Raw genomic sequence first — 25,641 nt, 5'->3', positions numbered from 1 at the left:
TTAACAGTTTAAAAATGAAAAATATTACCTCCGTATTATTAATTTACTCGCTGGCAATTAATTCGGCATGTACTACGATGAAAACTACAGAAGCTACTACTAAAGAAATCCCTGCTCCGGATGCCACTTTGTCCTCCAATCCTTTTATGAAAAAAAGTGGGCTGCAATATCAGGCACCCGAATTCGATAAAATAAAGGACGAGCACTTCAAACCTGCATTTGATTACGGAATGAAAGTGCAATTGGCTGAGATTGATAAAATTGCCCATAATACCGACAGCCCAACGTTTGAGAATACCATTGCCGCCCTGGAAAACAGTGGCGAAGTGCTGAAGCGCGCCCAGATTGTTTTCTATAATTTAACAGGTTCCAACACCAATCCGACCTTGCAGAAGCTGGAAGAAGAATACGCGCCGGTATTCTCTGGCTTGAGTGATAAAATTTACCTTAACGAAAAACTTTATGAAAGGGTAAAGGGGATTGATACCAATAACCTAGGTGCTGAAGAGAAAAGAATCGTAGCGCTTTACCGCGAAAACTTCGAGATTGCGGGGGCCAATCTTTCTGCTGAAAAAAAGGAGCAGTTGAAGAAAATCAATCAGGAGATGGCGACACTTTCCACCCAGTTTTCAAACCGTTTGTTAGAAGCCAGAAAAAACAATGCGGTGCTGATCTCAGATGTTAAAGAGCTTGACGGACTTTCCGCCGATGAGCTGGCAGCCGCCGCTACTGCCGCCAAAGAGGCCGGACATGAAGGCAAATATCTGCTTTCCTTGCTTAATACTACGCAGCAGCCGCTTTTGCAAAACCTGAAAAACCGCGCCACAAGAGAGAAGTTATTTAAGGCTTCTTGGTACCGTGCTGAAAAAGGGGATGCGGATGACACCCGCGATATCCTCGAAAAGCAGGCAAGACTGCGCATGGAAAAAGCACATCTTTTGGGTAAAAAATCCTTCGCCGAATGGAAACTCCAGGACCAGATGGCCAAGACACCTGAAAATGCGATGAACCTGCTAGCGCAATTGGCCAAACCTGCCATCGCTACAGCAAAAAGAGAAAGTGATGAAATTCAGGCGTTAATCAATAAACAAAAAGGCGGATTTACCGTAGAACCCTGGGACTGGAACTTCTATGCCGAGCAGGTGAGAAAAGCCAAATACGATTTGGATGAGAATGCCATAAAACCCTATTTTGAAGTAACAGCTGTGCTGGAGAAAGGTGTTTTTTACGCGGCAGAAAAATTTTACGGTATCACCTTCAAAAAACGCACGGATCTGCCGGTGTACCATCCGGATGTAGTGGTGTATGAAGTCTTCGATCATGACGGAAAATCAATGGCGCTTTATTATCTTGATTTTTATACCAGAAACAATAAAAACGGTGGTGCGTGGATGAGCAATTTCGTGGAGCAGTCGCATATCCTAGGTCAGAAACCCGTAATTGTAAATGTGTTCAATTATCAAAAACCTGCCGAGGGCAAGCCATCGCTTATTTCGTACGACGATGTTTCTACCATGTTTCATGAGTTTGGGCATACGTTACACGGTTTGTTCGCTAACCAAAAATATACTTCAGTCTCAGGCACAAATACCCCACGGGATTTTGTGGAGTTTCCATCGCAGATCAATGAGTTCTTTGCCTTGGAGCCAGAGATCCTAAAGAATTATGCGATCCATTACCAAACCAAGCAGCCAATGCCGCAGACACTGGTTGACAAGATAAAGAACGCGGCAGCCTTCAATCAGGGATATTCCACTACAGAACTGGTTTCCGCTGCAATTATTGATATGAGTTGGCATTCGGTGACAGATGCATCTCAGTTCAAACCAACGTTGGATTTTGAAAGAGATGTGCTTACCAAATATGGCTTTACGCTTAAGCAAGTTCCGCCAAGATATCACTCGCCTTATTTCGCGCATATCTGGGGTGGCGGTTATTCAGCCGGATATTACGCTTATATGTGGAGCGACCTGCTGAACGCAGATGCGTGGGACTGGATCAGTAAAAATGGGGGAATGACGAGAGCGAATGGCGACCGTTTCAGGAAATATATTCTATCGGTAGGTAATTCTGTGGACCTGAATCAGGCTTACAAAGATTTTACAGGAAGAACACCCGACATCAAGCCATTGTTGATTAATAAAGGCTTTATAAGTAATTAATCATCTTTTATCTAAATAGTTAAACCACAGCTTTGCCTGTGGTTTTTTTGTGCGATAGCTCAGGTAAAGAACTGATTTATGGCTGATAAAATTTGCTTATTTTTGTAAAAATTCAATAAAATGCCAAAAATATCAAAGCGGGCGCAGGAAATGCCAGCCTCACCAGTCAGAAAGTTGGTGCCTTACGCAATACAGGCAAAACAGAAAGGGGTGCATGTGTATCACCTGAACATCGGTCAGCCCGATATTGAAACCCCCGAAACTGCCCTGGATGCTATAAAAAACATAGATTTAAAAGTACTGGAGTATGCGCTTTCCGAAGGTAATATCGAGTATCGCGAAGTGTTGAAGACCTATTACCATTCCTTAGGTTTTACAGATTTGTCGGCCAATAATTTTATTGTAACCAATGGCGGTTCTGAAGCGCTGAACTTCGCAATATCCACCCTGTGTGATGATGGTGATGAAGTAATTATTCCAGAGCCATACTACGCGAACTATAACGGCTTTGCCAATACCTTCAACGTGAAGGTTGTGGCCGTGCCTTCTACTATTGATACTGGCTTTGCACTGCCTGCGGTAGAGGAGTTTGAAAAGAAAATCACTTCGAGAACCCGCGCGATCCTTATCTGTAATCCAGGGAATCCTACCGGTTATCTCTACACCGCCGAGGAACTGAAGAAACTGGCCGAAATTGCGCTTAAACATGATATCACCATCATTTCAGATGAGGTGTACCGCGAATATGTTTACGATGGGCAGCAGCAAATCTCTATGCTGGCTTTCCCGGAACTTACAGAACATTGTATAGTGATAGATTCCGAGTCTAAGCGCTACTCCATGTGTGGCGTAAGAATTGGCTGTCTGGTTACACGTTCTAAAAAAATCCATGATGCGGCCATGCTTTTTGCGCAAGCACGTCTCAGTCCCGTGCTGTTAGGGCAAATCGCGGCAGCGGCGGCTCACCAGAATGATACTGCTTATATTTTAAAAGTTCGTGAAGAATATACCAAACGCCGTAATCTGTTGGTAGATTTGCTGAACGCGATCCCTGGCGTAATTTGCCCAAAACCTAAAGGCGCGTTTTACTGTGTGGCAGAATTGCCGGTTGATGATTCCGAGAAATTTGCACAATGGCTGCTCGAAGTGTATTCGCATAACAATGAAACCATTATGGTAGCGCCTGCCGGAGGATTCTACAGCAATCCGGAATTGGGTAAGAAACAGGTGAGGATCGCCTATGTGCTTAAAGAAGAAGACCTAAAACGCAGTGCTGAACTGCTGAATGACGCCCTTCAGAAATATAAGCTCGAATTCAATATTTAAAAAACAGGATTGTTAATGTATGGCAGATTATTCTAATGCAGGGGCAACAATTCAGGAGAATGTTTCTTTGAAATCGTTCAATACGTTCGGCATCAATGTGTATTCACGGTATTTTGTGGAAGTGGATTCTGAGCCGGCCTTGCTCAGCGCGCTTCGGTTTGCGGATGATAATATGCTGCCGAAACTATTTCTGGGTGGCGGGAGTAATATTCTTTTCACCCAAGATTTTTCCGGCATCGTCATTAAACTTGATTTAAAAGGTGCTTCAGAAGAAATCATCAATGAAGAGGAAGTTTTGATAACGGCTAAAGCAGGCGAAAACTGGCATCAGTTCGTTACTTATTGTTTAGAAAGAGATTACGGCGGACTCGAAAATCTTTCTTTGATTCCAGGCAACGTTGGCACATCACCTATGCAGAATATCGGAGCGTACGGCGTGGAGATTAAAGATACATTTTACAGTTGTAAAGCCCTCAACCTTGAAACACGTGAGACAGAAATTTTTACGGCCGAACGGTGTGCATTCGGGTACCGAGAGTCTTTCTTCAAAAAAGAAGGAAAGGGCAAGTATGTAATTCTGGAAGTCACTTTCAGGCTCTCAACAAAAAACCACCACATCAAAACAACCTATGGCGCGATAAAAACTGAGCTTGAAGCGGCAGGCGTTGAAGTGCCTACCATTCAGCAGGTTTCCAAGGCAGTCATCAACATTCGCCAAAGCAAACTCCCCGATCCTCAAGTCACAGGAAATGCGGGCAGTTTTTTTAAAAACCCAGTAATCTCTACAAAACATTATGAAAGTTTGGCCAAAGAATTTCCTGCAATGCCCAGTTATCCCGCCCAGGATGGTGTGAAAGTGCCGGCTGGCTGGCTGATTGAACAGTGTGGCTGGAAGGGAAAACAAATCGGTCATGTAGCCAGTCACCCCCTGCAGGCGTTGGTCATCATCAATGCAACGGGTGAGGCCACCGGAAAGGAAGTGTATGATTTTTCTGAAAAGATTATTGAATCTGTAAACGCGACTTTTGGTATTACCCTGGAGCGAGAGGTGAACATCATGTAAACAAAAGAGGCGGATTTCTTGCGGGCAGTGTAACAAATTGCAAAGATTTAAGAGATAAATATTTGTCTATCTGAAAATTTCTTTGTTATTTTGCACTCTCAAATATTTAGTAGTAAAAAAGAACATCGAGATATGCCAAGAATTTGCCAAATAACAGGAAAGCGTGCTATGGTTGGAAACAACGTTTCTCACGCAAATAACAAAACGAAGCGTCGTTTTGAAATTAATTTATTGGAGAAGAAGTTTTACCTTCCAGAGCAGGAAAAATCTGTAACTTTAAAAGTTTCTGCGCACGGATTGAGAGTTATCAATAAAATTGGTATCGAAGAAGCGATAGAGAGAGCAGCAAGAAACGGATATATTAAAAACAACAAGTAATGGCTAAAAAAGGTAACAGAGTACAGGTAATTCTGGAGTGCACAGAGCACAAAGAAACCGGTGTAGCAGGAATGTCAAGATACATTACAACTAAAAATAAAAAGAACACTACAGAAAGATTAGAGCTTAAAAAATTTAATCCTGTTCTTAAAAAGTACACCCTACACAAAGAAATCAAGTAATTTTTTAAAGAAATAAAAAATGGCAAAGAAAGTAGTAGCAACGCTTCAGGGTGGTGCAGGGTCTAAAAAAATGACCAAAGTCGTGAAAATGGTGAAGTCCCCAAAATCTGGAGCTTACATTTTCGACGAGAAAGTAATGAACGCTGACGAAGTGGATGCTTATTTGAAAAAATAAGCGCTGCCAGCAGTTGATGATATATAAAAACTACCTAATTTTAGGTAGTTTTTTCGTTATATTTGCGTCTGTAACACTAAAACAAATCCCCCCGATTACGAAAATGAGTTGGTTTAAAAAGATTTTTAAAAAAGAAGAGAAAGAAACTTTAGATAAAGGCCTGGAAAAATCCAGCCAGGGGTTTTTCGAGAAAATATCCAAAGCCGTAGTCGGAAAATCCAAAGTGGACGAGGAAGTGTTGGATGATCTTGAAGAAGTGCTCATCGCTTCTGATGTAGGTGCATCTACCACCATTAAGATCATACAAAGGATCGAGGATCGCGTGGCCCGCGACAAATTTGTAAGTACCGAAGAACTCGACAGGATCCTGCGCGAAGAAATCTCGGGCCTGCTGCTCGAAAACCCACACGCCTCTACCGGAAATATTGATGAAACTAAGAAACCATACGTCATCATGGTAGTCGGGGTAAACGGTGTGGGAAAAACCACCACAATCGGTAAACTTGCACATCAGTTCAAATCCGAAGGAAAAAAAGTGGTGTTAGGCGCAGCCGATACCTTCCGCGCGGCCGCCGTAGACCAGCTGGTTATCTGGAGTGAGCGTGTCGGCGTGCCCATCGTAAAACAGGGCATGGGCTCGGATCCGGCTTCTGTAGCCTTTGATACGGTGCAGAGTGCCGTAGCAAATGATGCGGATGTAGTAATTATTGATACGGCAGGCCGTCTTCATAATAAGGTAAATCTGATGAACGAACTTACGAAGATCAAAAGAGTGATGCAGAAAGTTATTCCAGATGCGCCTCACGAAATTCTTTTGGTGCTTGATGGCTCTACCGGGCAGAACGCTTTCGAGCAGGCCAAACAGTTCACAGCGGCCACCGAGGTAAATGCGTTGGCAGTCACCAAATTAGATGGTACAGCTAAAGGAGGTGTGGTGATCGGAATTTCAGATCAGTTTCAAATCCCGGTAAAATATATTGGGGTTGGCGAAAAAATTAATGACCTGCAATTATTTAATGGAACAGAATTTGTTGATTCGTTTTTCAGAAAGCGCAAATAGATAGCATATATCGCTTTCCTTTTGAAATAAGAAAACCAAATCACAAATTATTAACATTAAAATTTTAAAACTATGGGTATTTTAACTTGGATCATTTTTGGTCTTATCGCCGGTGCAATCGCTAAATTCATTATGCCAGGAAATCAGGCAATGGGTTGGATCTTAACCATTATACTGGGTATCGTAGGTGCCTTTGTAGGTGGGTGGATCGGTACCATGCTTGGCTGGGGAACAGTAGATGAGTTCGATATCAAAAGTATGTTCCTTGCCGTTTTAGGCGCGTTGGTTGTCTTATGGATCTACGGTTTAGCTACCAGAAGGGCATAAGCACTTTATAAAAATCAAATCCCGGTAATTGTATTTACCGGGATTTTTTTATGCTAAAATTTCAGTTGCAGGGGCATTTCCATCATCACACCTGCTTTCATTTTCGGGTCGGTAATTTGCTGGAAAAGCAAAAACTGGTCGTTGCCTAATTTAGTTTTAAGTAGTTTATTGGTAATCTGCTCACTATCCATATTTTTAAAGATCTGCTCAAACTGTGATATTTTTTTCGGGTAAGCCGCCACATTATAGCGGGATACTTTGGCTTTTTGAGCTGCGAAGCCGATGGCGTTATTCAAACTGCCGAGTTCATCTACTAAACCGATCTGTTTAGCCCGTGTGCCGCTCCAGACTCTGCCGCCACCTACTGCATCAATTTGTTCAAAGGTTTTCTTTCTGTTTTGGGTTACAAAATGTACAAAGCGTTTATAAGTGCCTTCTACACTCTTAGTCATCATCTGAACGCCACCGGGTGTGATGCCATTGATGGAAGAATATAAATTTGAGTTGGCATTGGTGGTTACCGCATGCGAACTGATGCCATTCTTGTTGGCTAATTCTTTAAAGTAAGGGAACAAGCCGAACACACCAATTGAGCCCGTTAAGGTATTGGGTTCAGCATAGATTCGATCTGCGGCCATCGCGATGTAATATCCCCCGGAAGCTGCATAGTCGCCGAAAGATACCACCAAAGGTTTTTTCTTCTTAAGTTGTTGCAGCTCGAAAAGGATCTCATCAGAAGCGTTGGCGCTGCCGCCCGGTGAGTTAATGCGTAGTACTACGGCCTTTATTTTATCTTCCTTGGTAAGTTTCTTGATTTCTTTTACAAAGTTTTCGGCGTAGATCTCATCATAGCCTTCACCATTATAAATGGCACCGGAGGCATACAGAACAGCTACTTGATTATCTTTATCTACATTATCCTCCGAGTAAGAACGGATGTATTTGCTGAAACTGATTTTGCTGAGCTTATCTTTTTCGCTGAGTTTAAGTTTAGCTTTCAGCAAATCGTCATATTCTGATTTTTGAAGGAGCCTGTCCGCGAGTCTGTGTTGTACACCGAGTTCAGGAATGGCGCCATACAGGCTGTCTACAATGGTCCGGAACTGTATTGGGTCTATTTTGCGGGATTGGGCCATTTTACCGGCGTTGGCACTCCAGAGGTCATTTAATAAAACGCTAAGCTGTTCGCGGTTTTCGGGTGACATTTCATCGAGTAGAAAAGGCTCTACGGCAGATTTATACTTCCCGTGCCGGATGACTTGCAGCCCGATTCCGAATTTTTCTGTAAAACTTTTCATGTACATTACTTCAGTGGAGAGTCCTTTCAGTTCGATGCCGCCGGAAGGGTTCAGGTAATATTGATCTGCTACAGAACCTAGATAATAGGCGCCCTGCGAGACATTATTACCGTAAGCATAAACGAATTTTCCACTTTTCTTGAAGTCTTCAAGGGCGGTACGTACATTGTCCAATTGCGTCATGCCAGCCATAATGCCATCAGTTTCAAGACTGATGCCTTTAATTTTATCATCAGTTTTAGCCTTTTTAATGGCTTCTACCATGTCATAGACCAAGATGTTTTTTTGGGTTTGGCCAAAGGCAAACATATCTTCCTGATCTTCAGCGGGACTGTCAATAATATTTGTCTTAAAATCGAGCGTCAGTACAGAATTTTTAATAATGGCAGGTTTATTGCTGTCGCTGAAAGCACTTACGGTAAGCATGAGAATTAAAAACGTGAAAAAAAGCCCTGCCACCAACATTATCGCAACTATATTTGCCAAGACATTTTTTAAGAAACTTTTCATAATCTATAAAGTATAATTTTACGATATGTCGCAGCAGATGGTGGTTTTGTTACTAGGTAGTAATCTGGGAAATCCCGAGGAGAATATTCATGAAGCTATAGCGCGCTTTGAGAAGGACTTAGGGGTAGTTTTGGCCTGTAGTGATATGATGCGAACGAAGGCGGTAGAATTTGACAGTGACCTTATTTTTTGTAATATTGCAGTACGTTTACAGACCGAATTATCCCCGATTTCGCTGCTGAATGCAATAAAAACCATTGAAGTAAGCATGGGAAGGGTTGAGGATTCGTCGATTACAGGGGAATATAGGGATCGAGTGATTGATATTGATATTGTGAGGTATGGCAGACTTTGTTTTGAAAGTCCACGTCTGCAAATCCCTCATTATAAGCATATCTATGAACGAGATTTCTCCCGCAAGTTGCTCTCAGAAATTAATAACTAATAACATAGATTATGAAAAAAAGTTTATTCCTCAGCTTACTTCTTCCGATGGCATTTCATGCACAGGATGTAGCGACTACACAAAACCCAGGGGGTTATCCCAATACATTCTCAAGTGGTGCTGCAGAGGTAGCCCCGTTTGATAATGCTGCCAGAAAGTATAATGACTGGGCCATTTCCGTAGGTGGTGGTGGTGCCTTCATGCTAAGATCAGACCTTACTTCCTTTTATGGGAACAAATTTAACTGGGGATGGAATGCCTATGTAAGTCTGGATAAACAGATTTCGCACACCTTCGGCCTCAGTCTTCAGTTTCAGACTGGTGAAACCAATCAGAAAGGCCGTTTGCCTGAACCTTACGGAACAGCTGCAGGCGTAGCAGAAGCATATACGAAATACCAGCAACTGTCACTTTTGGCAGATGTTAATTTTTCTAACCTTCTAAGAAGGTCAGACACGCGTTCACCTTACCGATGGGCTTTGCATGGCTATGCCGGACTTGGTGTACAAGGTTTTGAAACACTCTTGCTTGATAATGATCTCTCTGTGATTGCACCAAACCGGCTTCCAATTGCAGTAGACCAAAAATTTGGCATCTCATCATTGTTCTTTCAGGGAGGCGCTGGTATAAAATATAATGCCTCTAAACTGATTGATGTAGAACTCCGGGGAATGTACATCCATAGCGGTGATGACGAATTTGATGGCGGTGGTGAGACATATGACATAGGTGTCCCACGTATTAATTATAACCTTATCAATAAATCACGTAGTGATGATATGGTTACCATCAACCTTGGATTGTCTTTCAAACTGGGCAAACATGATACTCATCTTGCATGGCATGATCCAATGCAGAATATTACCTCTAGGATTTTAGTTTTAGATGAAGCATCTAAAGAGTTGGTAGTCTGCGTAAAAGGAGATTCCGATAATGATGGTGTGTGTGATGACTGGGACAGAGAGCTAAATACACCGGCCGGTGCAAGGGTAGATGGCGCGGGTATTGCATTGGATATGGATATGGATGGTGTCATAGATCTTTATGACCGTTGTGTGACAGTCCCAGGCCTCTCTACCAATGAAGGTTGCCCTGCGGATGTAGCAACGCCTTAAAATAATAAACAATTAACTTTAAAAATAAATTATGAAACTAAATTTAGCAAGCTTTGCATTGGCACTTACACTGCCAGCCGTTGTTTTCGCACAGGATTCCATCGCGGTTGCGATGACTGATGGGTACCCGAATACCTACAGTTCCGGCTCTGCGAATGTGTCTCCTTTCACACAGGATTCCAAAAGGTTTAATGATTGGTCTGTTTCCATCGGAGCAGGAGTTCCGTTCCTCATCTCATCCGATTTAACATCAATCAATAACGGAAACGGGAAAACCCTTTTCGGATATTCTGCGTATTTAAGTGTTGATAAAGCGATTACCCACGCCTTCGGATTGAAACTACAATACGACAGAGGGGAAACCAGACAAGGATTTTTCAACACAAAAACTGATGATGCTACAGGGACAGGTTATCAGGATGTGGGTGCGAGAACTCAATATGATGCTGTTTCATTACTTGGGGATATCAACTTCTCGAACCTTTTGAGAAGAGTAGATAACAAATCTCCTTACAGATGGGCACTTCACGGTTACGCAGGTATTGGTTCAATAGGTTACAGGGCGTATGTAGAAGACGCAGCGGGCCAAAGACTGGTAACTGAAGTAAAACCATCTACCAAAACATGGTCGCTGTTTGGCCAGGCAGGTGCTGGTCTTAAGTACAAAATCAGCAACCGCGTAGATCTAGAAGGTCGTTTAATGTACGTAGTAACTACCGATGATACCTTCGATGGTGGCGGAACACAGTATAATTACAGAGAAGAACAAACTTCTGACAACTTCCTGAACGCAACCCTTGGTCTAAGCTTTAATTTAGGAAAACACCAGTCGCACCTCATGTGGCACGACCCATTACAGGAAATCTATTACAAACTTGATGTGTTGGCAGACAAAAACCAGGATATCGAAGTATGTAAAAAAGGAGATGCAGACAACGATGGCGTTTGCGATGATTGGGACAGACAACTTGATACGCCTGCAGGAGCCAGAGTTGATGGCGCAGGGGTAGCCTTAGATACAGACCTTGATGGTGTGATAGATCTTTATGACAAGTGTGTAACCGTACCAGGACCTGTAGAAAATAACGGTTGTCCTACTGGCTCTACCATTTCTGATAATACCAGAGTGTTGGAAGGTATCGAGTTCGATCTTGATTCTGACAGAATCCTGCCTTCAAATACACCGATCCTTAACAATGCGGTGAACTACATCAATTCTTCTAACGGTAATTATAACGTAGTAGGCGGTACGGATACCAGAGCGTCTGATGCTTATAACCAAAGACTGTCTGAAAGAAGAGCCAACACAGTGAAGAACTATCTGATCCAAAACGGGGTGGATGCCAATAAGCTAAACGCTGTAGGTAGAGGTGAAAAAGACCTTAAATACCCAGAATGTAACCCGGCAACCAAATGTCCGGAATGGAAGAACAGAGCGAACAGAAGAGTTTACTTCGAAGCTAAATAACAAAACACTTAGTTACAAATAAAAGTCACGCAACGCGTGGCTTTTTTTGTTTCATGTACTATCTTTTCCCTAATTTTACTCCCATGTTTCCAGCGCAAGAATATCGGCAGTTGATCCGTCAGACCCTTCAGCACTTCTGGGGGCATGGTAACTTCCGCGATTTGCAGGAAGAGATTATCACCGCGGTAATATCCCGTAAAGACACGCTTGCTTTGTTACCTACCGGCGGCGGCAAATCATTATGTTATCAGTTGCCGGCACTTATTTCAGAGGGTACGTGCATCGTCATCTCACCACTGCTGGCACTCATGAAAGATCAGGTAAGCCAACTCAAAAACCGAGGTATTGAAGCGGAATATCTTTCTTCAGAACTTGAGGATTTTGAGGCAGAAATCATCTACAACTCTTGCAAAGAAGGAATTACTAAGCTGTTATATGTTTCTCCTGAACGACTTACAAACAGGATCTTTATTCAGAATTTAGAGGAAATTGCGATTTCCTTTCTCGCCGTAGATGAGGCCCACTGTATTTCAGAATGGGGACAGGACTTCCGGCCAAGCTATCAGAATATCAAAGATTTCCGGCGTCATTTCGGCAATATACCATGTCTGGCACTTACCGCAACCGCCACCCCAAAAGTGCTTCAGGAAATCCAGATAAAACTCAATCTTAAGGATCCCCAACTCTTCAAAAAAAGTTTCAGAAGAACCAATATAAGGATCATCAGCGATAAGATAGCAGATAAATATCAGCGGCTGCTCGATTTGATGCGGCACAATGTCGCTTCAGGTATCATTTATGTAAGAACACGTAAAGAGAGTGAAGAGTTGGTCGCCTTCCTGCGCAAAAACCAGATACAGAATGTAGATTTTTACCATGCGGGGCTTCCGGCAAAAGAAAAAAATGCCAGGCAAAGACAATGGCTGAACAGCAACAGCCATGTATTGATTTCTACCAATGCATTTGGGATGGGCATCGATAAAGATAATGTTCGGTTTGTGATGCATTTTTCGCCACCGCAATCGCTGGAGAATTACTATCAGGAAATCGGGCGCGCTGGCCGAGACGGAAGCGATTCTTTTGCCTTTCTACTCTGGAATGAGCAGGAGCTCGATAACTTTGATAAGATTTTAAGAAACCAAATCCCATCCAAAAAAGAGTTTTCGGCTATTGTTTCTTATCTGTATTCTGGTTTTCAAATCGCCGAAAACGACTTGCCTGAACAGGTTTTTCAGCTTCACCTTCACCGCATCCAGCATTTTACAAAATCCTCGTTGGCAAAGATTAAAAATGTGCTTAATTTTCTGCACACACAGGAAATTATCTTCCTCAATACCCACCGGTCTTTGTCTTCGCTGGAACTTAAGATTTCGCCGAATGAGCTTGATCTTCTGGCTAAGAATGATGCGTATTTCATTGAGTTGCTGTTGCGTAACTATCCTGGTTTGGCCACACACAAGATACTCTTCAGCGAACTTACTCTAAGCCGTAAAACCGATACAGATGTACATCTGATTAAAGAACGTATTAAAGATATCCAGCAAAAAGGTTATGTGGAATATATTGATGGCGCCTTAGCCAGCGTGAAGTTCCTGAGACCGCGTGACGAGCGGTCTAATAACGGAAGATATTGGGGCCTTTTTGAACAGATACAGAAAAACAAACTGCAAAAATGGGAGGAGATGAAGTTCTTTGTACAACATACGGAGTACTGCAAAATGAAAATGATCCTGTCTTATTTCGGTGAAAAAAATGTGCGTAACTGCGGTACCTGCTCTGTATGCGAAAGACAGCGCGAAAGTGTTTTCGGCCGCGACATCGGTCAGGAAATCATACAGACGCTTAAAGTAAGACCCTCCACTGTAGAAGAGATTGCCATACAGCTAAATTATCACCAGAAAGAAACTATTCTTGAAAATCTTATCCATCTGCTTGATTCGGGTGAGGTAAAAATGCTGAATTTCCGTACCTACTGTTACAGCGGAAACACCTAAAAATATTGAAATGAAACCATTGAAAGTCATATTCTTCGGTACACCCGAATTTGCAAAAACCGCTTTGCAAGCGATCCACCAATCCCCACATAAAGTTGCTGCCGTAGTTACCGTAGCGGATAAAGCCAGCGGGCGCGGACAGAAAATCACCCAATCGCCTGTTAAAATCTATGCGGAGGAAAATCATCTGAAGGTTTTTCAGCCCGAAAAACTCCGTAATACCGATTTTTTACAGGAAATCAAATCCCTTGATGCAGATGTTTTCGTAGTTGTCGCCTTCCGGATGATGCCCAAAATACTCTTCCAGATGCCACGGCTCGGTACCTTCAATCTTCATGCTTCATTACTGCCCGATTACCGCGGTGCGGCGCCGATTAACTACGCTATCATCAATGGTGAGACCAAAACTGGCGCTACCACGTTTTTTATTAATGAAAAAATAGATGAAGGCCACATTCTGCTACAGGAAGAACTTGATATTCTGCCTGATGAAAATGCCGGCCAGCTACACGACCGCCTGATGGAAATGGGGGCAAGGCTTGTCGTAAAAACCCTCGACGGACTGGCAGAAAATTCAATTACAGAAAAACCACAACCCGAAGTTGCCGAACCGAAGAATGCCTTTAAGATATTTAAAGAAGATACCCGCATCAACTGGAGCCTGACAGGGAGGAAAATACATGATTTCATCCGTGGGATGTCGCCTTATCCGTGTGCATTCACCACATTGCTGATCAACGGTGAAGAAAAATCCCTGAAGATCTATAAAGGACGGTTTGAAATTACTGAAATCGAAACACCTGGCACACTGTCCATCAATAAAAATGAATTAAAGATCTCTACAGCAGACGGTTTTTACTTCCCCGAAGAACTACAGTTGGAAGGAAAAAAACGCATGAACGTGAAAGATTTCCTCAACGGTTTCCGTAGTTTTGAAGATATTTCGTTGAAGGATTAGTTTCTGTTTTTAAGTAAGATCCAACCCTTATAATTTACGGGCAGTTGGGTGAAAGGTTCAGTCCACGAAAGTACGTACCAGTAGGTTCCGGTAGCAAGTGGGCGCCCGTTCAGTTTACCGTCCCAAGTAAAATCTGTCGGTTTTGAAGTATAGACGATGGTGCCTGAACGGTCAAATATTTTAATGGAAACATTTTCTTTGATCTTTAGGTCAGTATAATCCAATAGGTCATTTTTACCGTCGGCATTTGGGGTAAGAATATTGATGAGGTTGATGATCAGAAATTCCTTTGAAACAATGCTGCATTTCAGCGCGTCCCGAACGTACACGGTGTGCATGCCGCGCTGGAGGCCTGCAAATAGGTTGGATGACTGAAAGTTTACTCCATCCAGTGAATATTCATACGGTGTCTGCCCGCCGGAAACAAATACTGTAGCGGTGTTCCCACTAACTTCGATATGTGATCACCGGTAATGCGATCGTGCTTACTATAACATCTTGCTGTAGTTTGCAACCGTTTGTGGAGGTAAGTTCTACGGTATATTTTCCTACCGGTACATCATCAATAAAATATGTGGTGTTACCTTCGCTGATGATTTCACCATTTTCGCGCATCCATTTGTAGTAGATGAAGGTATTTTCGGTTTGCAACCGTGTAGTAGATCCCGCACAGATGGTTTGGTCCTGAAGTATGGTTGAGGCAACAGGCGTACGAAGTTCCACAGGCACGGTTACTGTTTCGCAGTTACCACTTTGGACTTTAGTATAAATGGTAAGGTCGTTCGTATAAGTGAAATTATCGGGTAAGATGTCACCAAAAGCATTCTCATAGGTAACTTTAAAGTAAGATTGATAATTGCTTATAAGGTCACGGTTATATGATTGCAGGTTGACTGGGATTGGTTTGCCATTGTTATAATTACAGTAAGATTTACTGGCTGCCACAGGTTTAGCGGCATAGTCAATCTGTACAGCGCCTCTTAGAAAGCAGCTGTTGGTATTGATTTCTACTTCATATACGCCTGCGGAAGTCACGTTGTAAGTCGCGGCATTTTCACCGGTAAGCGCAGTTCCGTTCCGGAACCACTGGTAAGTGGCGCCTGGGATTTCTGCATTAAGCATTAGGGACGTGTCTTCACATAAAGCATTGTTCTGGGCGATCAGCCGGTCTGGGCCGAGATCTTTTTTACCGACGAAGCTTCCTGCTTTTAGAAATACCGCGGAATCATAAAAGCCATTACCTTGGTCTGCAATAACCAGTTTTATATGATACTTAACCCCCGGTATTACCTCTGTAGCAGCAGTAAGGATCTTGGTTTGCCCATTAAAGTTTGTTGGACTTTCTGGTTGATTATACTGCCCGAAATAGGCTTCATTTACGGCAGAACAAATATTGCTGCCAGATCCTCTGACGGTGTTTGAGCGGATGGGAGTATCGGTGCCGGGGATTACAGCTAAGTTTCGGTAAGGATTTGCCGTGCCTGCCTCTTTTATCAGAAAGGCAAAACCGTCGGTATATTTACATTGTGATGGTGACCCATTAACTAAATATTGTTCGGAAGCAAAAAGATAATCAAAACTTACACGGTTGGTATTGTTTACGGTAAAATCGAATTCGAGGATGGTCGCATTGTAGGTGTTCTGAATATCCAGACTGTTTTCTAGATCGGTATCACCTGCCCAAGAGGGATCGGATGAAGAGATGATATTGTTGTTCGGTCCGATGGCTTGTGTAAGGCTTCCGGTGGTGAGAAGTATGCCTTCATCCATCTCAAAATCACTGCCGTTTCGGTTGTAATATCCAAAACTTTTATCACCATCCGCGAAGGTGAAGCCCTTTGCCGACACATTTTCAACTTCAATGCAACTCGTGCTCTGGTTTCCGAAGAAGATTTGCTTCACCAGTTGCTCAGCATTATACGTACTGCTGTCTACGGAAATATACTGGGCCTTTGCAGTGAAAAAAAGAGATAATAAAATACAGACGAATGATGTTCTGATGAAATTCATAACCGAAATATGGGAGTGCAAAATTACACCTTTAATGTCAAAAAAAATCTCCCTCAAAAATTTTGAGAGAGATTTCTAAATCTTTTATAGAAATTGATTAAGTAAGGCTTACTCTTACGAAACCTACCACTTTAAGGTCGGCGCTTACAGATTTCACATAATCTGCTACGGAAAGTCCGCTGTCCTTGATGAATTGCTGGTGTACCAGGGTGTTGTCTTTGTAGAACTTCTGCATCTTACCTTTTAGGATGTTATCGATGATGTTTGCAGGCTTGCCTTCTTTTGTAAGGATGTCTCTCTCGATATCAAGCTCTCTGTCGATGGTTTCCTGAGATACTTTGGTTTCATCAAGCGCGATGGGGTTCATTGCCGCCACTTGCATAGAAACTGCTTTTGCCGCTTCGGCAGCACCATCTACATCAGCAGAAAGTGAGGTGATAGCCGCGATTTTGTTACCAGCGTGGATGTAAGCACCTAGGAAAGGTCCTTCGATGGTTTCGAAGCTTCCGATCTCAATTTTTTCACCGATTACACCCGTTTGCTCAATAAGTTTGTCTGCAACGGTAGTTCCGTTGAAATCTGTAGCTAAAAATTCTTCTTTGGTTTTACCTACCGCAAGTTCTGCAAGTTCGTGTGCTAACTTCACGAAATCTTCGTTTTTCGCTACGAAATCGGTTTCACAGTTCAGCGCGATGATGGCGCCTTTGGTAGCGTCGCTGCTAACTTTAGCGATTACAGCACCCTCGGTAGACTCTCTGTCAGCTCTGTTCGCAGCTACTTTCTGTCCTTTTTTTCTAAGGATTTCAATCGCTTTGTCGAAATCTCCTTCGGCTTCTACCAATGCTTTTTTGCAGTCCATCATACCTGCACCTGTAATGTTTCTTAATTTAGCTACGTCTGCAGCACCCGGTGTATACATAAATTTGTTTTTTTATTAAGATTTGTCTTATTTTAGCTTAGTTTTAAAGCGTGGCAAAGATAATAAATTCCGTACAAACTAAAAAGAACAATTCTTCGTTATAGGTAAAATTTAAAGTCTTAAAAATCATGTCATTGATGAAAAAATATCTTTATTTTCTACTTTTTTTTGTGTCTTTTCCAATCTTCGGCCAATCGAAATATACCGCAGCGCAAGTAGAAAAAAGCACCAACCCACAGGTGATCGCGAATTTCATTAAAAACAATCCCTATCATCCCAAAACACCCGAATTCAAAAGGAAGCTGGTAGCGGTCATTAATAACGATAAAGCCCCCGCTGCCAAAGCTTCGGCAGCAAAACCGACCGTAAAACCCATCAGTACCGAAAAATTAAAAACCGCTGTAAAAAAAGATGTGGCTAAAGATGGCGTGAATGATAAGAACAAACGTACCGCCGAACTGCTTACGCATCTGTTCAACAGCGACCCGTCAAACAAGGAGGCCTATGTGCAGATCGTGAACCAGTCGAAATGTAATCTGATCGTAAAAATCAGCGGTAAAAAATTCTATAACCTCGATGTGCCGGCTAAAAACCAGAATTATATTTTGGTGGACAAAGGCAATTATACCCTCACCACCTCAGTTTGTGATGCAAAGTACTCTTCAGCAAAAAATATCAATAAGGATATTGTGGTAACACTTAACGGTCCGAAGTAGCACCTGTTTTGAATACATGGAAATCCTTTGTAGTCGCTAAATATTGTTCAGAATATACCCGTGGCGCCTCTTCTATGATGAAATGTTCAGTGACAGGTTCGGTAGCGGTAAAGCCAAATTCCAGCACAGCTCTTTTTGCCTCCGATTCTTTACGCCCGAAAATCACGATTTTCCGTTGAAGGAATAAGCGGTTTGCTTGGCAATGATCAATGAATTCTGTAACCGAAGCATACGGGATTATAACGGAGAACAGCCCACGAGTGGACAAGTTTTCAGTCACTCCGCCAATCAAGTCGGTAAAGGTAAGTTCACGCTGCTGGCGCGCTAAAGCATCTTTTTCCGAGGGATTACTTTCAAAATAAGGCGGGTTGGAGATAATCAGGTCGAATTTTTGCTCCGTTTTAAATGTCTTAAAATCAGTATTCATCGCTTGAAGCCTGTTAGTGAATGAGGAGTTGCCGAAATTTTCGGTTGCAAGTATCACCGCTTCCGGATTGATGTCTATAGCCAAAATATTTGCTGACAAACACCGTTGTGCGATCATTAAAGAGATTAAACCGGTGCCTGTGCCAACTTCAAGGATGTTTTTTTGGGCTTGTTCGGTAATTCCACAAAGGGCACCCAGCAAAACACCATCCGTTCCCACACGAAATACCGCTGTATGTTGTTGCAGCACAAACTGCCGGAATACAAATGGCTTCATTGCTAAAGATTTGTCGGCAGATGGATGGTGAATTTCGTGCCTTTCCCAACTTCCGATTCTACATGGATTTCGCCTTTGTAATCTTCTACCATTTTTCTTACCATGCTAAGTCCCAGGCCGGTACCGCTGGTTTTTGAGGTGAAATTGGGTTCGAAAATACGGTTGTAGAGTTCTTCGGGGATACCGGTGCCGTTATCTTCTACGGTGATGATGACACGTTTTTGGTGTTGTTCTGTATCGACATTAATGATGCTCTCGCGCTCATCACTTACCGCTTGGCGTGCATTGGCAACCAGGTTGGTAACGATACGCGACAAGTATGTTTTATCCATTTCCATCATGATGAACGATTTGTTCGAATGGAAATAGATGCTGTCATCACTGAAGACATTGATGATTTTTTTAATCTCTTTATTCAGGTCGAATATTTCATTGTTTTTCTCCGGCAACTGTGCGAATTGCGAGAACGCGCTGGCGACCGTCGCGACCAGATCTATTTGATCGACGATGGTTTTGCTCATGGTTTTTACCTTTTCACGAATCGTAGGATCTTCGGGATCGAATTTTCTTTCAAAATTTTGAATCGTGAGCTTCATTGGCGTCAGCGGATTTTTTACTTCATGGGCCACCTGTTTTGCCATTTCACGCCAAGCCTGTTCCTTTTCCTGGAAACTCAGGCGTTCTTTCTGCTCTTTTATCTGCAGAATCATTTTATTGTAAGCTTTCACCAACTGGTTTAATTCATCGTTCTGATAGTAGCGGATGGGCTCCGGATCTTTCTCAAACAGCGTGATGCGGTTGATCATATCAGAAAATTTGGTCACTGCTTTGGTGAGATTGTTTGATATGATCCAACTGAGCCAAACTGCCAGCGCAATAATCAGCAGATTTACAATGATGATGTAGTTTACATATTTATTGAAAACGCTGAAGTAAGAACTGTCGTTATGATAGAACGGGAAATATACCACCGCCACCGGCTGCAGCATGTTGTTTTTTAAAATAGTATAGGATGAAGTGACGTTGGCGCCAATTTTCTTGTCGTATGTTTGGATGTCTACCCGGCCTTCTTTCGTAAGGACTCGGTTCAGGACTTCGATGGGCAGTTTTTTCTGGGCGATTAAGTTAAAATCTTTGTTCGATATCAGATATTCGCCTTTCAAATCGTAGATGATGATATCCTGGTTATTGATATCAGCGATTTCAAAAATGTCATTTGCCAGGACGGTAGGTAAATCTTTAGAATCTACCTGTACATGACTCACGGCATAATCCAACGCCGACATCAGCGACTCGGATTTTTTCTGAAGGTCCGTGCGGCTCTGTTCCACCGCATTGTTCCGCAGGATGAAATAAGAAAGAGTAGAGGAACTGGCGATGCTCAGCAGGCAAATCAGCAAAAAGCCCCAAAAGACTTTGTTCCGCAGACTGTACCCTTTATATTTAGAGAATGGCATTTCTTTTCATAAGTTTCGTTACATATTTCCCAATAATGTCGAATTCCAGATTTACAATATCGCCAGTCTGTATGTTTTTCATATTGGTAAATTCCCACGTATAAGGAATGATGGCTACCGAAAAACTACCGTTTCCGCTTTCTGCAACTGTAAGGCTGATTCCGTTTACTGTGATGGATCCTTGTGAGACGGTTGCAAAATCCTGGGTTTCATTGTAAGTGATGGTTACAAAGAAACTTCCGTTCCGGTCTTCAATAGCGCTTACTGTTCCTGTAGTATCGACATGGCCCTGCACGATATGCCCGTCCAGCCTTCCGTCAAACTTCAAACAGCGTTCCAAATTAACTTCCGTACCTTCTTTCCAGTATCCGAGGTTGGTCTTTTCCAGGGTTTCGGCGATGGCCGTAACCCGGTAGGTGTTGTCGGAAATCTCTACCACCGTCAGGCAACAGCCGTTGTGGGCCACGCTTTGGTCGATCTTTAGTTCTTCAGTAAAAGGAGAGGAGAGGGTGAAATGTATATTTTCGCCTTGCTCTGTAATGTTTTTTACAAGGCCGGTCGCTTCAATAATTCCGGTGAACATAATGTTGGGTTTAAAACACGGGTTTTTAATAATGAACAGTAATTGATAATAGTTGTTACTAATTTTATAAATTTGTGAAATACTATTAAACCTCAAAGATAATTATAAAAATGAGTTTCAAGCACCAAAAAGTGAGAGTAGGCATTTCCATAGGAGATTTTAACGGCATCGGGCCGGAGGTTATTATGAAAGCGCTGAAAGACAAGTCGGTGACCGATTTTTTCACACCGGTTATTTTTGGTTCAGGGAAACTTTTTACCTATCAGAAGAATATTTTCAAGCTACAGCTTACTTTCAATTACATCAATGAGGCTTCACAGGCACAACCCGATAAAATAAACATGGTAAACCTTACAAAGGAGAATGCCACTGTTGAATTGGGTAAACCTACGGAAGAATCTACCCGAATGGCCATCGACTCGTTGGAGGCTGCTACCAATGCCCTTTTAAATGGCGATGTAGATGTGCTGGTGACCGCGCCCATCAATAAAGATGAGATGATGAAGCTGGGTTTCGCCCACGCTGGCCATACTGGTTATCTTGAAGAGAAATTCCAGAAGAAAGGGCTGATGTTTTTGATCACAGAAAACCTGAAAGTAGCCGTATCCACGCACCATATCCCAATTGCTGAGGTCGCACAGAATATTTCGAAAGAGAAAATAAAGAAACAGATCAAAATGCTTAATCAATGCCTGATTGAGGATTTTCAGATTCAGAAGCCTAAAATTGCCGTTTTGGGGCTTAACCCACATGCAGGTGATGGCGGGGTCATCGGGCGCGAAGAAATCGAGGTCATCACTCCGGCCATTCAGGAAGCTTTTAATAATGGCGTGTTGGCGTTTGGCCCATATCCTGCCGACAGTTTCTTTCAGCCTGGGAAATATGGCAAATTCGATGCGGTTTTAGCGATGTATCACGATCAGGGACTCGCGCCGTTCAAGACTTTGGCTTATGATGAGGGGGTGAATTACACTGCGGGGCTGCCCTTCATCCGCACCTCACCCGATCATGGTGTGGCTTACGACATCGCTGGTAAAAACATCGCGGATGAGCAAAGTTTTAGTGAAGCCCTTTTTGCCGCCGTGAAAATATTTAAGCACCGAACGGAATATAATGACCTGATGAATAACCGCCTCCGGCCGCGCCGTTCTTCGGCCAATAACGGTGTGGATGAGGATTTGCCGGAAGAAACAACGCACTGATAGCATAAAAATAACCAGGTGACGCGTTGTTTTTCTAAAATTATTTGTAATATTAAAAAAAATGCATATTTTTGCACACTCATTTTATGGACAAGTTAAGAAACTACGACATCGTGTTTTCTGGACAGAAAAACGGCAGACACGAATTCCAGTTTGAGATAAATAAAGCGTTCTTTCAACTTTTCGATACAGAACAGGAATTTTCAGCACCGGAAATTGTGGCAGATATCATCATGGATAAGCATACCACGTTTCTGGAGTTCGATATCAGGACAGCAGGTGCCGTGAATTTGGTCTGCGACCTTACCGCCGACGATTTTCGTTATGAAGTTGAAAATGATCTTCGCGTACTGGTGAAATTCGGTGAAGCGTATGATGACAGCGAAGAGGAGGTGATTACCATTCCGGCCGCGGATCATGCCTTTAACATCGCACAGCTAATATATGAAAGTGTGGTGCTGGCCATTCCGATGAAAAAGATCTCGCCCGATGTATCAGCGGAAGATCTAGAGGTTCTGGAGCGGTATAGCCCGAAAGAAACAGAAGAAGAACAGCCTGTGGATCCACGGTGGGAAGCATTGAAGAAATTAAAAGATAAAAATTAAATAGTTTAAAATGATGAGCTTGAGCAATCAAATCCTCATCGCTCATCAAACAAAATTATAAGAAAATGGCACATCCAAAGAGAAGACAATCGTCAACAAGAAGAGATAAGCGAAGAACCCATTACAAAGCAGAGGTTCCTCAATTAGCAAAAGATGCAACTTCCGGTGAAATGCACCTATACCACAGAGCGCACTGGCATGAAGGTAAACTTTATTACAGAGGTAAGGTTGTAATGGAGAAAACAGTAGAGACCACTGAAGAAAACTAAGAAAATATTTTCTAAGGAAAATACTTCATTTTTATACAAAAACCACTCAGATTTTTCAATTTTGAGTGGTTTTTTGTTGGTTTTTAATCATTTTTAGTATCTTTGACATAACAATCAAACAATCCCATTATGGACATTAAAGACATCCAGAATCTAATTAAATTCGTCTCTCGAGCTGAAGTCTCTGAAGTAAAATACAAAACCAAAGACTTTGAAATCACCATCAAAACACCATTGGGCGGCAGCGAGATGAGCTATATGCCACAGCCGGCCGTTTACCACACTGCGCCACAAGCACCGCAACCAACACAGGCACCAGCCGCGGCACCTGCACAAACTTCTGTAGCAGATCCTGCTTCTGATGACAGCAACTATGTAACCATTAAATCTCCCATGATTGGTACATTCTACAGAAAGCCAGCGCCTGATAAAGATGTTTTCGTAAATGTAGGGGATGAGGTATCTGTGGGTAAGGTTGTCTGCGTAATAGAAGCGATGAAACTGTTCAACCAGATAGAATCTGAAGTTTCCGGTAAGATCGTTAAAATCCTAGTTGATGACGCAACGCCGGTAGAGTACGACCAGCCTTTATTCCTTGTAGATCCATCTTAATTATTAGATAGTAGATGTTAGACTTTAGATGTTAGATTATTCTTTCATCACAACATTACCTAATTTTCAAATTATCTAATTTTCAAACCAAAAAAGATGTTCAAAAAAATATTGATTGCCAACAGAGGCGAGATTGCCATGCGAATCCTTCGCACCTGCAAAGAAATGGGGATTAAAACCGTTGCGGTGTATTCCACTGCAGACAAAGACAGTCTCCATGTAAGATTTGCGGATGAAGCCGTGTGCATCGGCCCACCGATGAGCAAAGATTCGTACCTTAAGATTTCAAACATCATCGCTGCGGCTGAGATTACCAACGCGGATGCGATCCACCCAGGTTACGGCTTCCTTTCAGAAAACTCTAACTTTTCAAGAATCTGCCAGGAAAACGGCATCAAATTTATCGGCGCAACACCCGAGCAGATCGACCGTATGGGCGATAAAGCCAATGCAAAAGCCACGATGAAAGAGGCGGGAGTGCCATGCGTGCCCGGTTCTGACGGATTGATCGATTCTTACGAAACCGCTGCGAAACTTGCTGAAGAAATGGGTTATCCTGTGATGATCAAAGCTACCGCAGGTGGTGGTGGAAAAGGAATGCGCGCAGTCTGGAAGGCCGAAGACCTGCACGAACACTGGGATTCTGCGGTACAGGAAGCTACAGCAGCCTTCGGAAACGGCGGTATGTATATGGAAAAACTCATCGTAGAGCCACGCCACATCGAAATTCAGATCGCTGGTGACCAATACGGAAAAGCCTGTCATCTCTCAGAAAGAGACTGTTCCGTGCAAAGAAGAAACCAGAAATTAACGGAAGAAACGCCGTCGCCTTTTATGACCGATGAACTTCGTGAAAAAATGGGTGCTGCAGCTGTGAAAGCCGCAGAATACATTAAATATGAAGGCGTTGGGACCATCGAATTCCTCGTGGACAAAGACCGTAACTTCTATTTCATGGAAATGAACACGCGGATCCAAGTAGAGCACCCGATCACAGAGCAGGTGGTAGATTATGACCTGATTCGCGAGCAGATCCTGCTTGCTTCGGGCAGCCCGATTTCCGGAAAGAACTATTATCCGAAACTTCATTCAATTGAATGCAGAATCAACGCTGAGGATCCGTACAACGATTTCCGGCCATCACCAGGCAAGATTACCGGCCTGAACATCCCGGGGGGTCACGGAATTCGCGTAGATACGCATGTGTATTCAGGATATTCAATTCCTTCGAACTATGATTCCATGATCGCGAAGCTTATTACCACGGCTCAGACGCGTGAGGAAGCCATCGCAAAGATGCGCCGCGCGCTGGAGGAATTCTATATCGAAGGTGTGAAGACCACGATCCCGTTCCACCGACAGCTGATGGAAGACGAGGATTATCTTGCGGGTAACTACACTACGAAATTTATGGAAGATTTCAAAATGGACAAACGTTTTGAGAATAATTAATAGTATTCGTTTTAAAAATTAGGAACACCAGCACCATTTTGCTGGTGTTTTTTATTGAAATACGTGAATACGTTTGGCGGATCTTTTGAAATCAGTATTTTTGTAGAAATCATTGGGTTATGGAAAATATCATTATCATCCCCGAAACCGAGAAGCAGTCTTCCGTGATCAAAGCATTCTTGAAGGAGATGAAAATCCGCTTCGAAACGCAACCGGACGATGCTGAAATGACGAAAGAAGAATTTTTTAATAAAGTAAAAGAATCTAAAGAAGCAGTTCGCGATGGGAAAGTGAAGACTTTGACACCAGAACTTAAGGATAAACTTTTCAGAAGTGTGTTGTGAAATATATCATCAAAATTTCAGAACAAGCTGAAAAAGATATCTTAAAGCTTGAAAAGTCCGGTGAAAAAGCTGCGCTCAAAAAACTATTGTCGATCATTAAAGAATTGGAAAGCAATCCTACTGTTGGTATTGGCAAGCCGGAGAGGTTAAAACATTTTGAAGAAATAACTTATTCCAGACGAATTTCGGCTAAGCACCGACATGTCTATGAAATACAGGAACTTCAAGTCGTGGTAATTCTTATTTCTGCCTACGGGCACTATAACGATAAATAATCTACCCATTTAATTTAAATACATCTTAAAACA

28 protein-coding genes are annotated in these 25,641 nt (G+C 42.6%); 21 read left to right on the top strand and 7 right to left on the bottom strand.

Annotation, left to right across the window (positions count from 1 at the left end; all coding sequences use genetic code 11):
• Nucleotides 1-14: 14 nt before the first annotated feature.
• From CO230_RS09745 to CO230_RS09710, 8 genes are all read left to right on the top strand, one after another.
• Complete coding sequence (locus tag CO230_RS09745) at nucleotides 15-2,162, top strand: M3 family metallopeptidase (protein WP_122028423.1); 2,148 nt, start codon at nucleotides 15-17, stop codon at nucleotides 2,160-2,162.
• Nucleotides 2,163-2,282: 120 nt separating this feature from the next.
• Nucleotides 2,283-3,488, top strand: coding sequence for a pyridoxal phosphate-dependent aminotransferase (locus tag CO230_RS09740; RefSeq protein WP_122028422.1), 1,206 nt, complete (start codon nucleotides 2,283-2,285; stop codon nucleotides 3,486-3,488).
• 19 nt (nucleotides 3,489-3,507) lie between these two features.
• Complete coding sequence (gene murB, locus CO230_RS09735) at nucleotides 3,508-4,551, top strand: UDP-N-acetylmuramate dehydrogenase (RefSeq protein ID WP_122028421.1); 1,044 nt, start codon at nucleotides 3,508-3,510, stop codon at nucleotides 4,549-4,551.
• 132 nt (nucleotides 4,552-4,683) lie between these two features.
• A complete protein-coding gene (gene rpmB, locus CO230_RS09730) occupies nucleotides 4,684-4,929 on the top strand; it encodes a 50S ribosomal protein L28 (RefSeq protein WP_122028952.1) in 246 nt (81 codons plus the stop codon).
• The gene (gene rpmG / locus CO230_RS09725) at nucleotides 4,929-5,111 is read left to right on the top strand and encodes a 50S ribosomal protein L33 (protein ID WP_015806891.1); all 183 of its coding nucleotides are present in this window, start codon (nucleotides 4,929-4,931) and stop codon (nucleotides 5,109-5,111) included. The genes rpmB and rpmG overlap by 1 nt, the downstream gene beginning before the upstream one ends.
• A 19-nt stretch (nucleotides 5,112-5,130) precedes the next feature.
• Complete coding sequence (locus tag CO230_RS09720) at nucleotides 5,131-5,286, top strand: DUF4295 domain-containing protein (protein ID WP_122028420.1); 156 nt, start codon at nucleotides 5,131-5,133, stop codon at nucleotides 5,284-5,286.
• Nucleotides 5,287-5,389: 103 nt separating this feature from the next.
• Nucleotides 5,390-6,346 (top strand): signal recognition particle-docking protein FtsY, encoded by a 957-nt coding sequence (gene ftsY, locus CO230_RS09715; protein ID WP_122028419.1) that lies wholly within the window; start codon nucleotides 5,390-5,392, stop codon nucleotides 6,344-6,346.
• A gap of 72 nt (nucleotides 6,347-6,418) precedes the next feature.
• A complete protein-coding gene (locus CO230_RS09710) occupies nucleotides 6,419-6,673 on the top strand; it encodes a GlsB/YeaQ/YmgE family stress response membrane protein (RefSeq protein WP_122028418.1) in 255 nt (84 codons plus the stop codon).
• A gap of 53 nt (nucleotides 6,674-6,726) precedes the next feature.
• Here CO230_RS09710 and sppA read toward each other — a convergent pair whose 3' ends face one another.
• Complete coding sequence (gene sppA / locus CO230_RS09705) at nucleotides 6,727-8,481, bottom strand: signal peptide peptidase SppA (protein ID WP_122028417.1); 1,755 nt, start codon at nucleotides 8,479-8,481, stop codon at nucleotides 6,727-6,729.
• A gap of 25 nt (nucleotides 8,482-8,506) precedes the next feature.
• Here sppA and folK point away from each other — a divergent pair, with 25 nt between their 5' ends.
• From folK to fmt, 5 genes are all read left to right on the top strand, one after another.
• Entirely contained in the window at nucleotides 8,507-8,926 is a 420-nt protein-coding gene (gene folK / locus CO230_RS09700; RefSeq protein ID WP_122028416.1) for a 2-amino-4-hydroxy-6-hydroxymethyldihydropteridine diphosphokinase, read from the top strand.
• A gap of 11 nt (nucleotides 8,927-8,937) precedes the next feature.
• Nucleotides 8,938-10,041 carry an OmpA family protein gene (locus CO230_RS09695; protein WP_122028415.1) on the top strand — a complete coding sequence of 368 codons (1,104 nt, stop codon included), beginning with the start codon at nucleotides 8,938-8,940 and terminating at the stop codon, nucleotides 10,039-10,041.
• A 31-nt stretch (nucleotides 10,042-10,072) separates the two neighbouring features.
• Nucleotides 10,073-11,509: an OmpA family protein gene (locus tag CO230_RS09690; RefSeq protein WP_122028414.1), complete on the top strand. Its 1,437-nt coding sequence runs from the start codon at nucleotides 10,073-10,075 to the stop codon at nucleotides 11,507-11,509.
• An 83-nt stretch (nucleotides 11,510-11,592) separates the two neighbouring features.
• The gene (locus tag CO230_RS09685; RefSeq protein ID WP_122028413.1) at nucleotides 11,593-13,503 is read left to right on the top strand and encodes an ATP-dependent DNA helicase RecQ; all 1,911 of its coding nucleotides are present in this window, start codon (nucleotides 11,593-11,595) and stop codon (nucleotides 13,501-13,503) included.
• 10 nt (nucleotides 13,504-13,513) lie between these two features.
• A complete protein-coding gene (fmt, locus tag CO230_RS09680; protein ID WP_122028412.1) occupies nucleotides 13,514-14,461 on the top strand; it encodes a methionyl-tRNA formyltransferase in 948 nt (315 codons plus the stop codon).
• On the opposite strand, the gene CO230_RS09675 is transcribed toward fmt, so the two are convergent.
• The 3 genes from CO230_RS09675 to tsf form a co-directional block, all read right to left on the bottom strand.
• Nucleotides 14,458-14,799: a T9SS type B sorting domain-containing protein gene (locus CO230_RS09675; RefSeq protein ID WP_122028411.1), complete on the bottom strand. Its 342-nt coding sequence runs from the start codon at nucleotides 14,797-14,799 to the stop codon at nucleotides 14,458-14,460. The two genes, fmt and CO230_RS09675, sit on opposite strands and share 4 nt — an antisense overlap.
• Before the next feature lie 109 nt (nucleotides 14,800-14,908).
• Nucleotides 14,909-16,471 (bottom strand): choice-of-anchor L domain-containing protein, encoded by a 1,563-nt coding sequence (locus CO230_RS09670; protein WP_122028410.1) that lies wholly within the window; start codon nucleotides 16,469-16,471, stop codon nucleotides 14,909-14,911.
• A gap of 97 nt (nucleotides 16,472-16,568) precedes the next feature.
• Nucleotides 16,569-17,390, bottom strand: coding sequence for a translation elongation factor Ts (gene tsf, locus CO230_RS09665; protein WP_122028409.1), 822 nt, complete (start codon nucleotides 17,388-17,390; stop codon nucleotides 16,569-16,571).
• Between the two features lie 137 nt (nucleotides 17,391-17,527).
• On the opposite strand from tsf, the gene CO230_RS09660 reads away from it, so the two are divergent.
• Nucleotides 17,528-18,106: a DUF6759 domain-containing protein gene (locus CO230_RS09660; protein ID WP_122028408.1), complete on the top strand. Its 579-nt coding sequence runs from the start codon at nucleotides 17,528-17,530 to the stop codon at nucleotides 18,104-18,106.
• Here the strand turns inward: CO230_RS09660 and CO230_RS09655 are convergent.
• Genes CO230_RS09655 through CO230_RS09645 form a run of 3 tightly spaced genes read right to left on the bottom strand, consistent with a single transcriptional unit; the run spans nucleotide 18,090 to nucleotide 20,849 of the window.
• Complete coding sequence (locus CO230_RS09655) at nucleotides 18,090-18,809, bottom strand: tRNA1(Val) (adenine(37)-N6)-methyltransferase (protein ID WP_122028407.1); 720 nt, start codon at nucleotides 18,807-18,809, stop codon at nucleotides 18,090-18,092. The two genes, CO230_RS09660 and CO230_RS09655, sit on opposite strands and share 17 nt — an antisense overlap.
• Nucleotides 18,810-18,811: 2 nt before the next feature.
• The gene (locus tag CO230_RS09650; RefSeq protein WP_122028406.1) at nucleotides 18,812-20,266 is read right to left on the bottom strand and encodes a sensor histidine kinase; all 1,455 of its coding nucleotides are present in this window, start codon (nucleotides 20,264-20,266) and stop codon (nucleotides 18,812-18,814) included.
• The gene (locus tag CO230_RS09645) at nucleotides 20,253-20,849 is read right to left on the bottom strand and encodes a riboflavin synthase (RefSeq protein ID WP_122028405.1); all 597 of its coding nucleotides are present in this window, start codon (nucleotides 20,847-20,849) and stop codon (nucleotides 20,253-20,255) included. Before CO230_RS09645 ends, CO230_RS09650 begins: the two co-directional genes overlap by 14 nt.
• A 110-nt stretch (nucleotides 20,850-20,959) precedes the next feature.
• Here CO230_RS09645 and pdxA point away from each other — a divergent pair, with 110 nt between their 5' ends.
• The 7 genes from pdxA to CO230_RS09610 all read left to right on the top strand — a co-directional run bounded on the left by pdxA (nucleotide 20,960) and on the right by CO230_RS09610 (nucleotide 25,608).
• Complete coding sequence (gene pdxA, locus CO230_RS09640; RefSeq protein ID WP_122028404.1) at nucleotides 20,960-22,051, top strand: 4-hydroxythreonine-4-phosphate dehydrogenase PdxA; 1,092 nt, start codon at nucleotides 20,960-20,962, stop codon at nucleotides 22,049-22,051.
• 86 nt (nucleotides 22,052-22,137) lie between these two features.
• Entirely contained in the window at nucleotides 22,138-22,656 is a 519-nt protein-coding gene (locus tag CO230_RS09635) for a YceD family protein (RefSeq protein ID WP_122028403.1), read from the top strand.
• A gap of 65 nt (nucleotides 22,657-22,721) precedes the next feature.
• On the top strand, nucleotides 22,722-22,925 hold the full coding sequence (gene rpmF / locus CO230_RS09630) for a 50S ribosomal protein L32 (RefSeq protein ID WP_122028402.1): 204 nt from the start codon (nucleotides 22,722-22,724) through the stop codon (nucleotides 22,923-22,925).
• A gap of 129 nt (nucleotides 22,926-23,054) precedes the next feature.
• The gene (gene accB / locus CO230_RS09625) at nucleotides 23,055-23,537 is read left to right on the top strand and encodes an acetyl-CoA carboxylase biotin carboxyl carrier protein (protein ID WP_122028401.1); all 483 of its coding nucleotides are present in this window, start codon (nucleotides 23,055-23,057) and stop codon (nucleotides 23,535-23,537) included.
• Nucleotides 23,538-23,633: 96 nt separating this feature from the next.
• Nucleotides 23,634-24,989, top strand: a complete 1,356-nt coding sequence (gene accC / locus CO230_RS09620; RefSeq protein ID WP_122028400.1) for an acetyl-CoA carboxylase biotin carboxylase subunit — start codon at nucleotides 23,634-23,636, stop codon at nucleotides 24,987-24,989.
• A 119-nt stretch (nucleotides 24,990-25,108) separates the two neighbouring features.
• On the top strand, nucleotides 25,109-25,333 hold the full coding sequence (locus tag CO230_RS09615) for a DUF2683 family protein (protein ID WP_122028399.1): 225 nt from the start codon (nucleotides 25,109-25,111) through the stop codon (nucleotides 25,331-25,333).
• Nucleotides 25,330-25,608 (top strand): Txe/YoeB family addiction module toxin, encoded by a 279-nt coding sequence (locus CO230_RS09610; RefSeq protein ID WP_122028398.1) that lies wholly within the window; start codon nucleotides 25,330-25,332, stop codon nucleotides 25,606-25,608. Before CO230_RS09615 ends, CO230_RS09610 begins: the two co-directional genes overlap by 4 nt.
• Nucleotides 25,609-25,641: the final 33 nt, after the last annotated feature.

It is taken from the genome of Chryseobacterium sp. 6424 (assembly GCF_003692615.1).
In the GTDB taxonomy this organism is placed as follows: domain Bacteria; phylum Bacteroidota; class Bacteroidia; order Flavobacteriales; family Weeksellaceae; genus Kaistella.
This window is presented reverse-complemented; position numbering and strand designations above follow the sequence as displayed.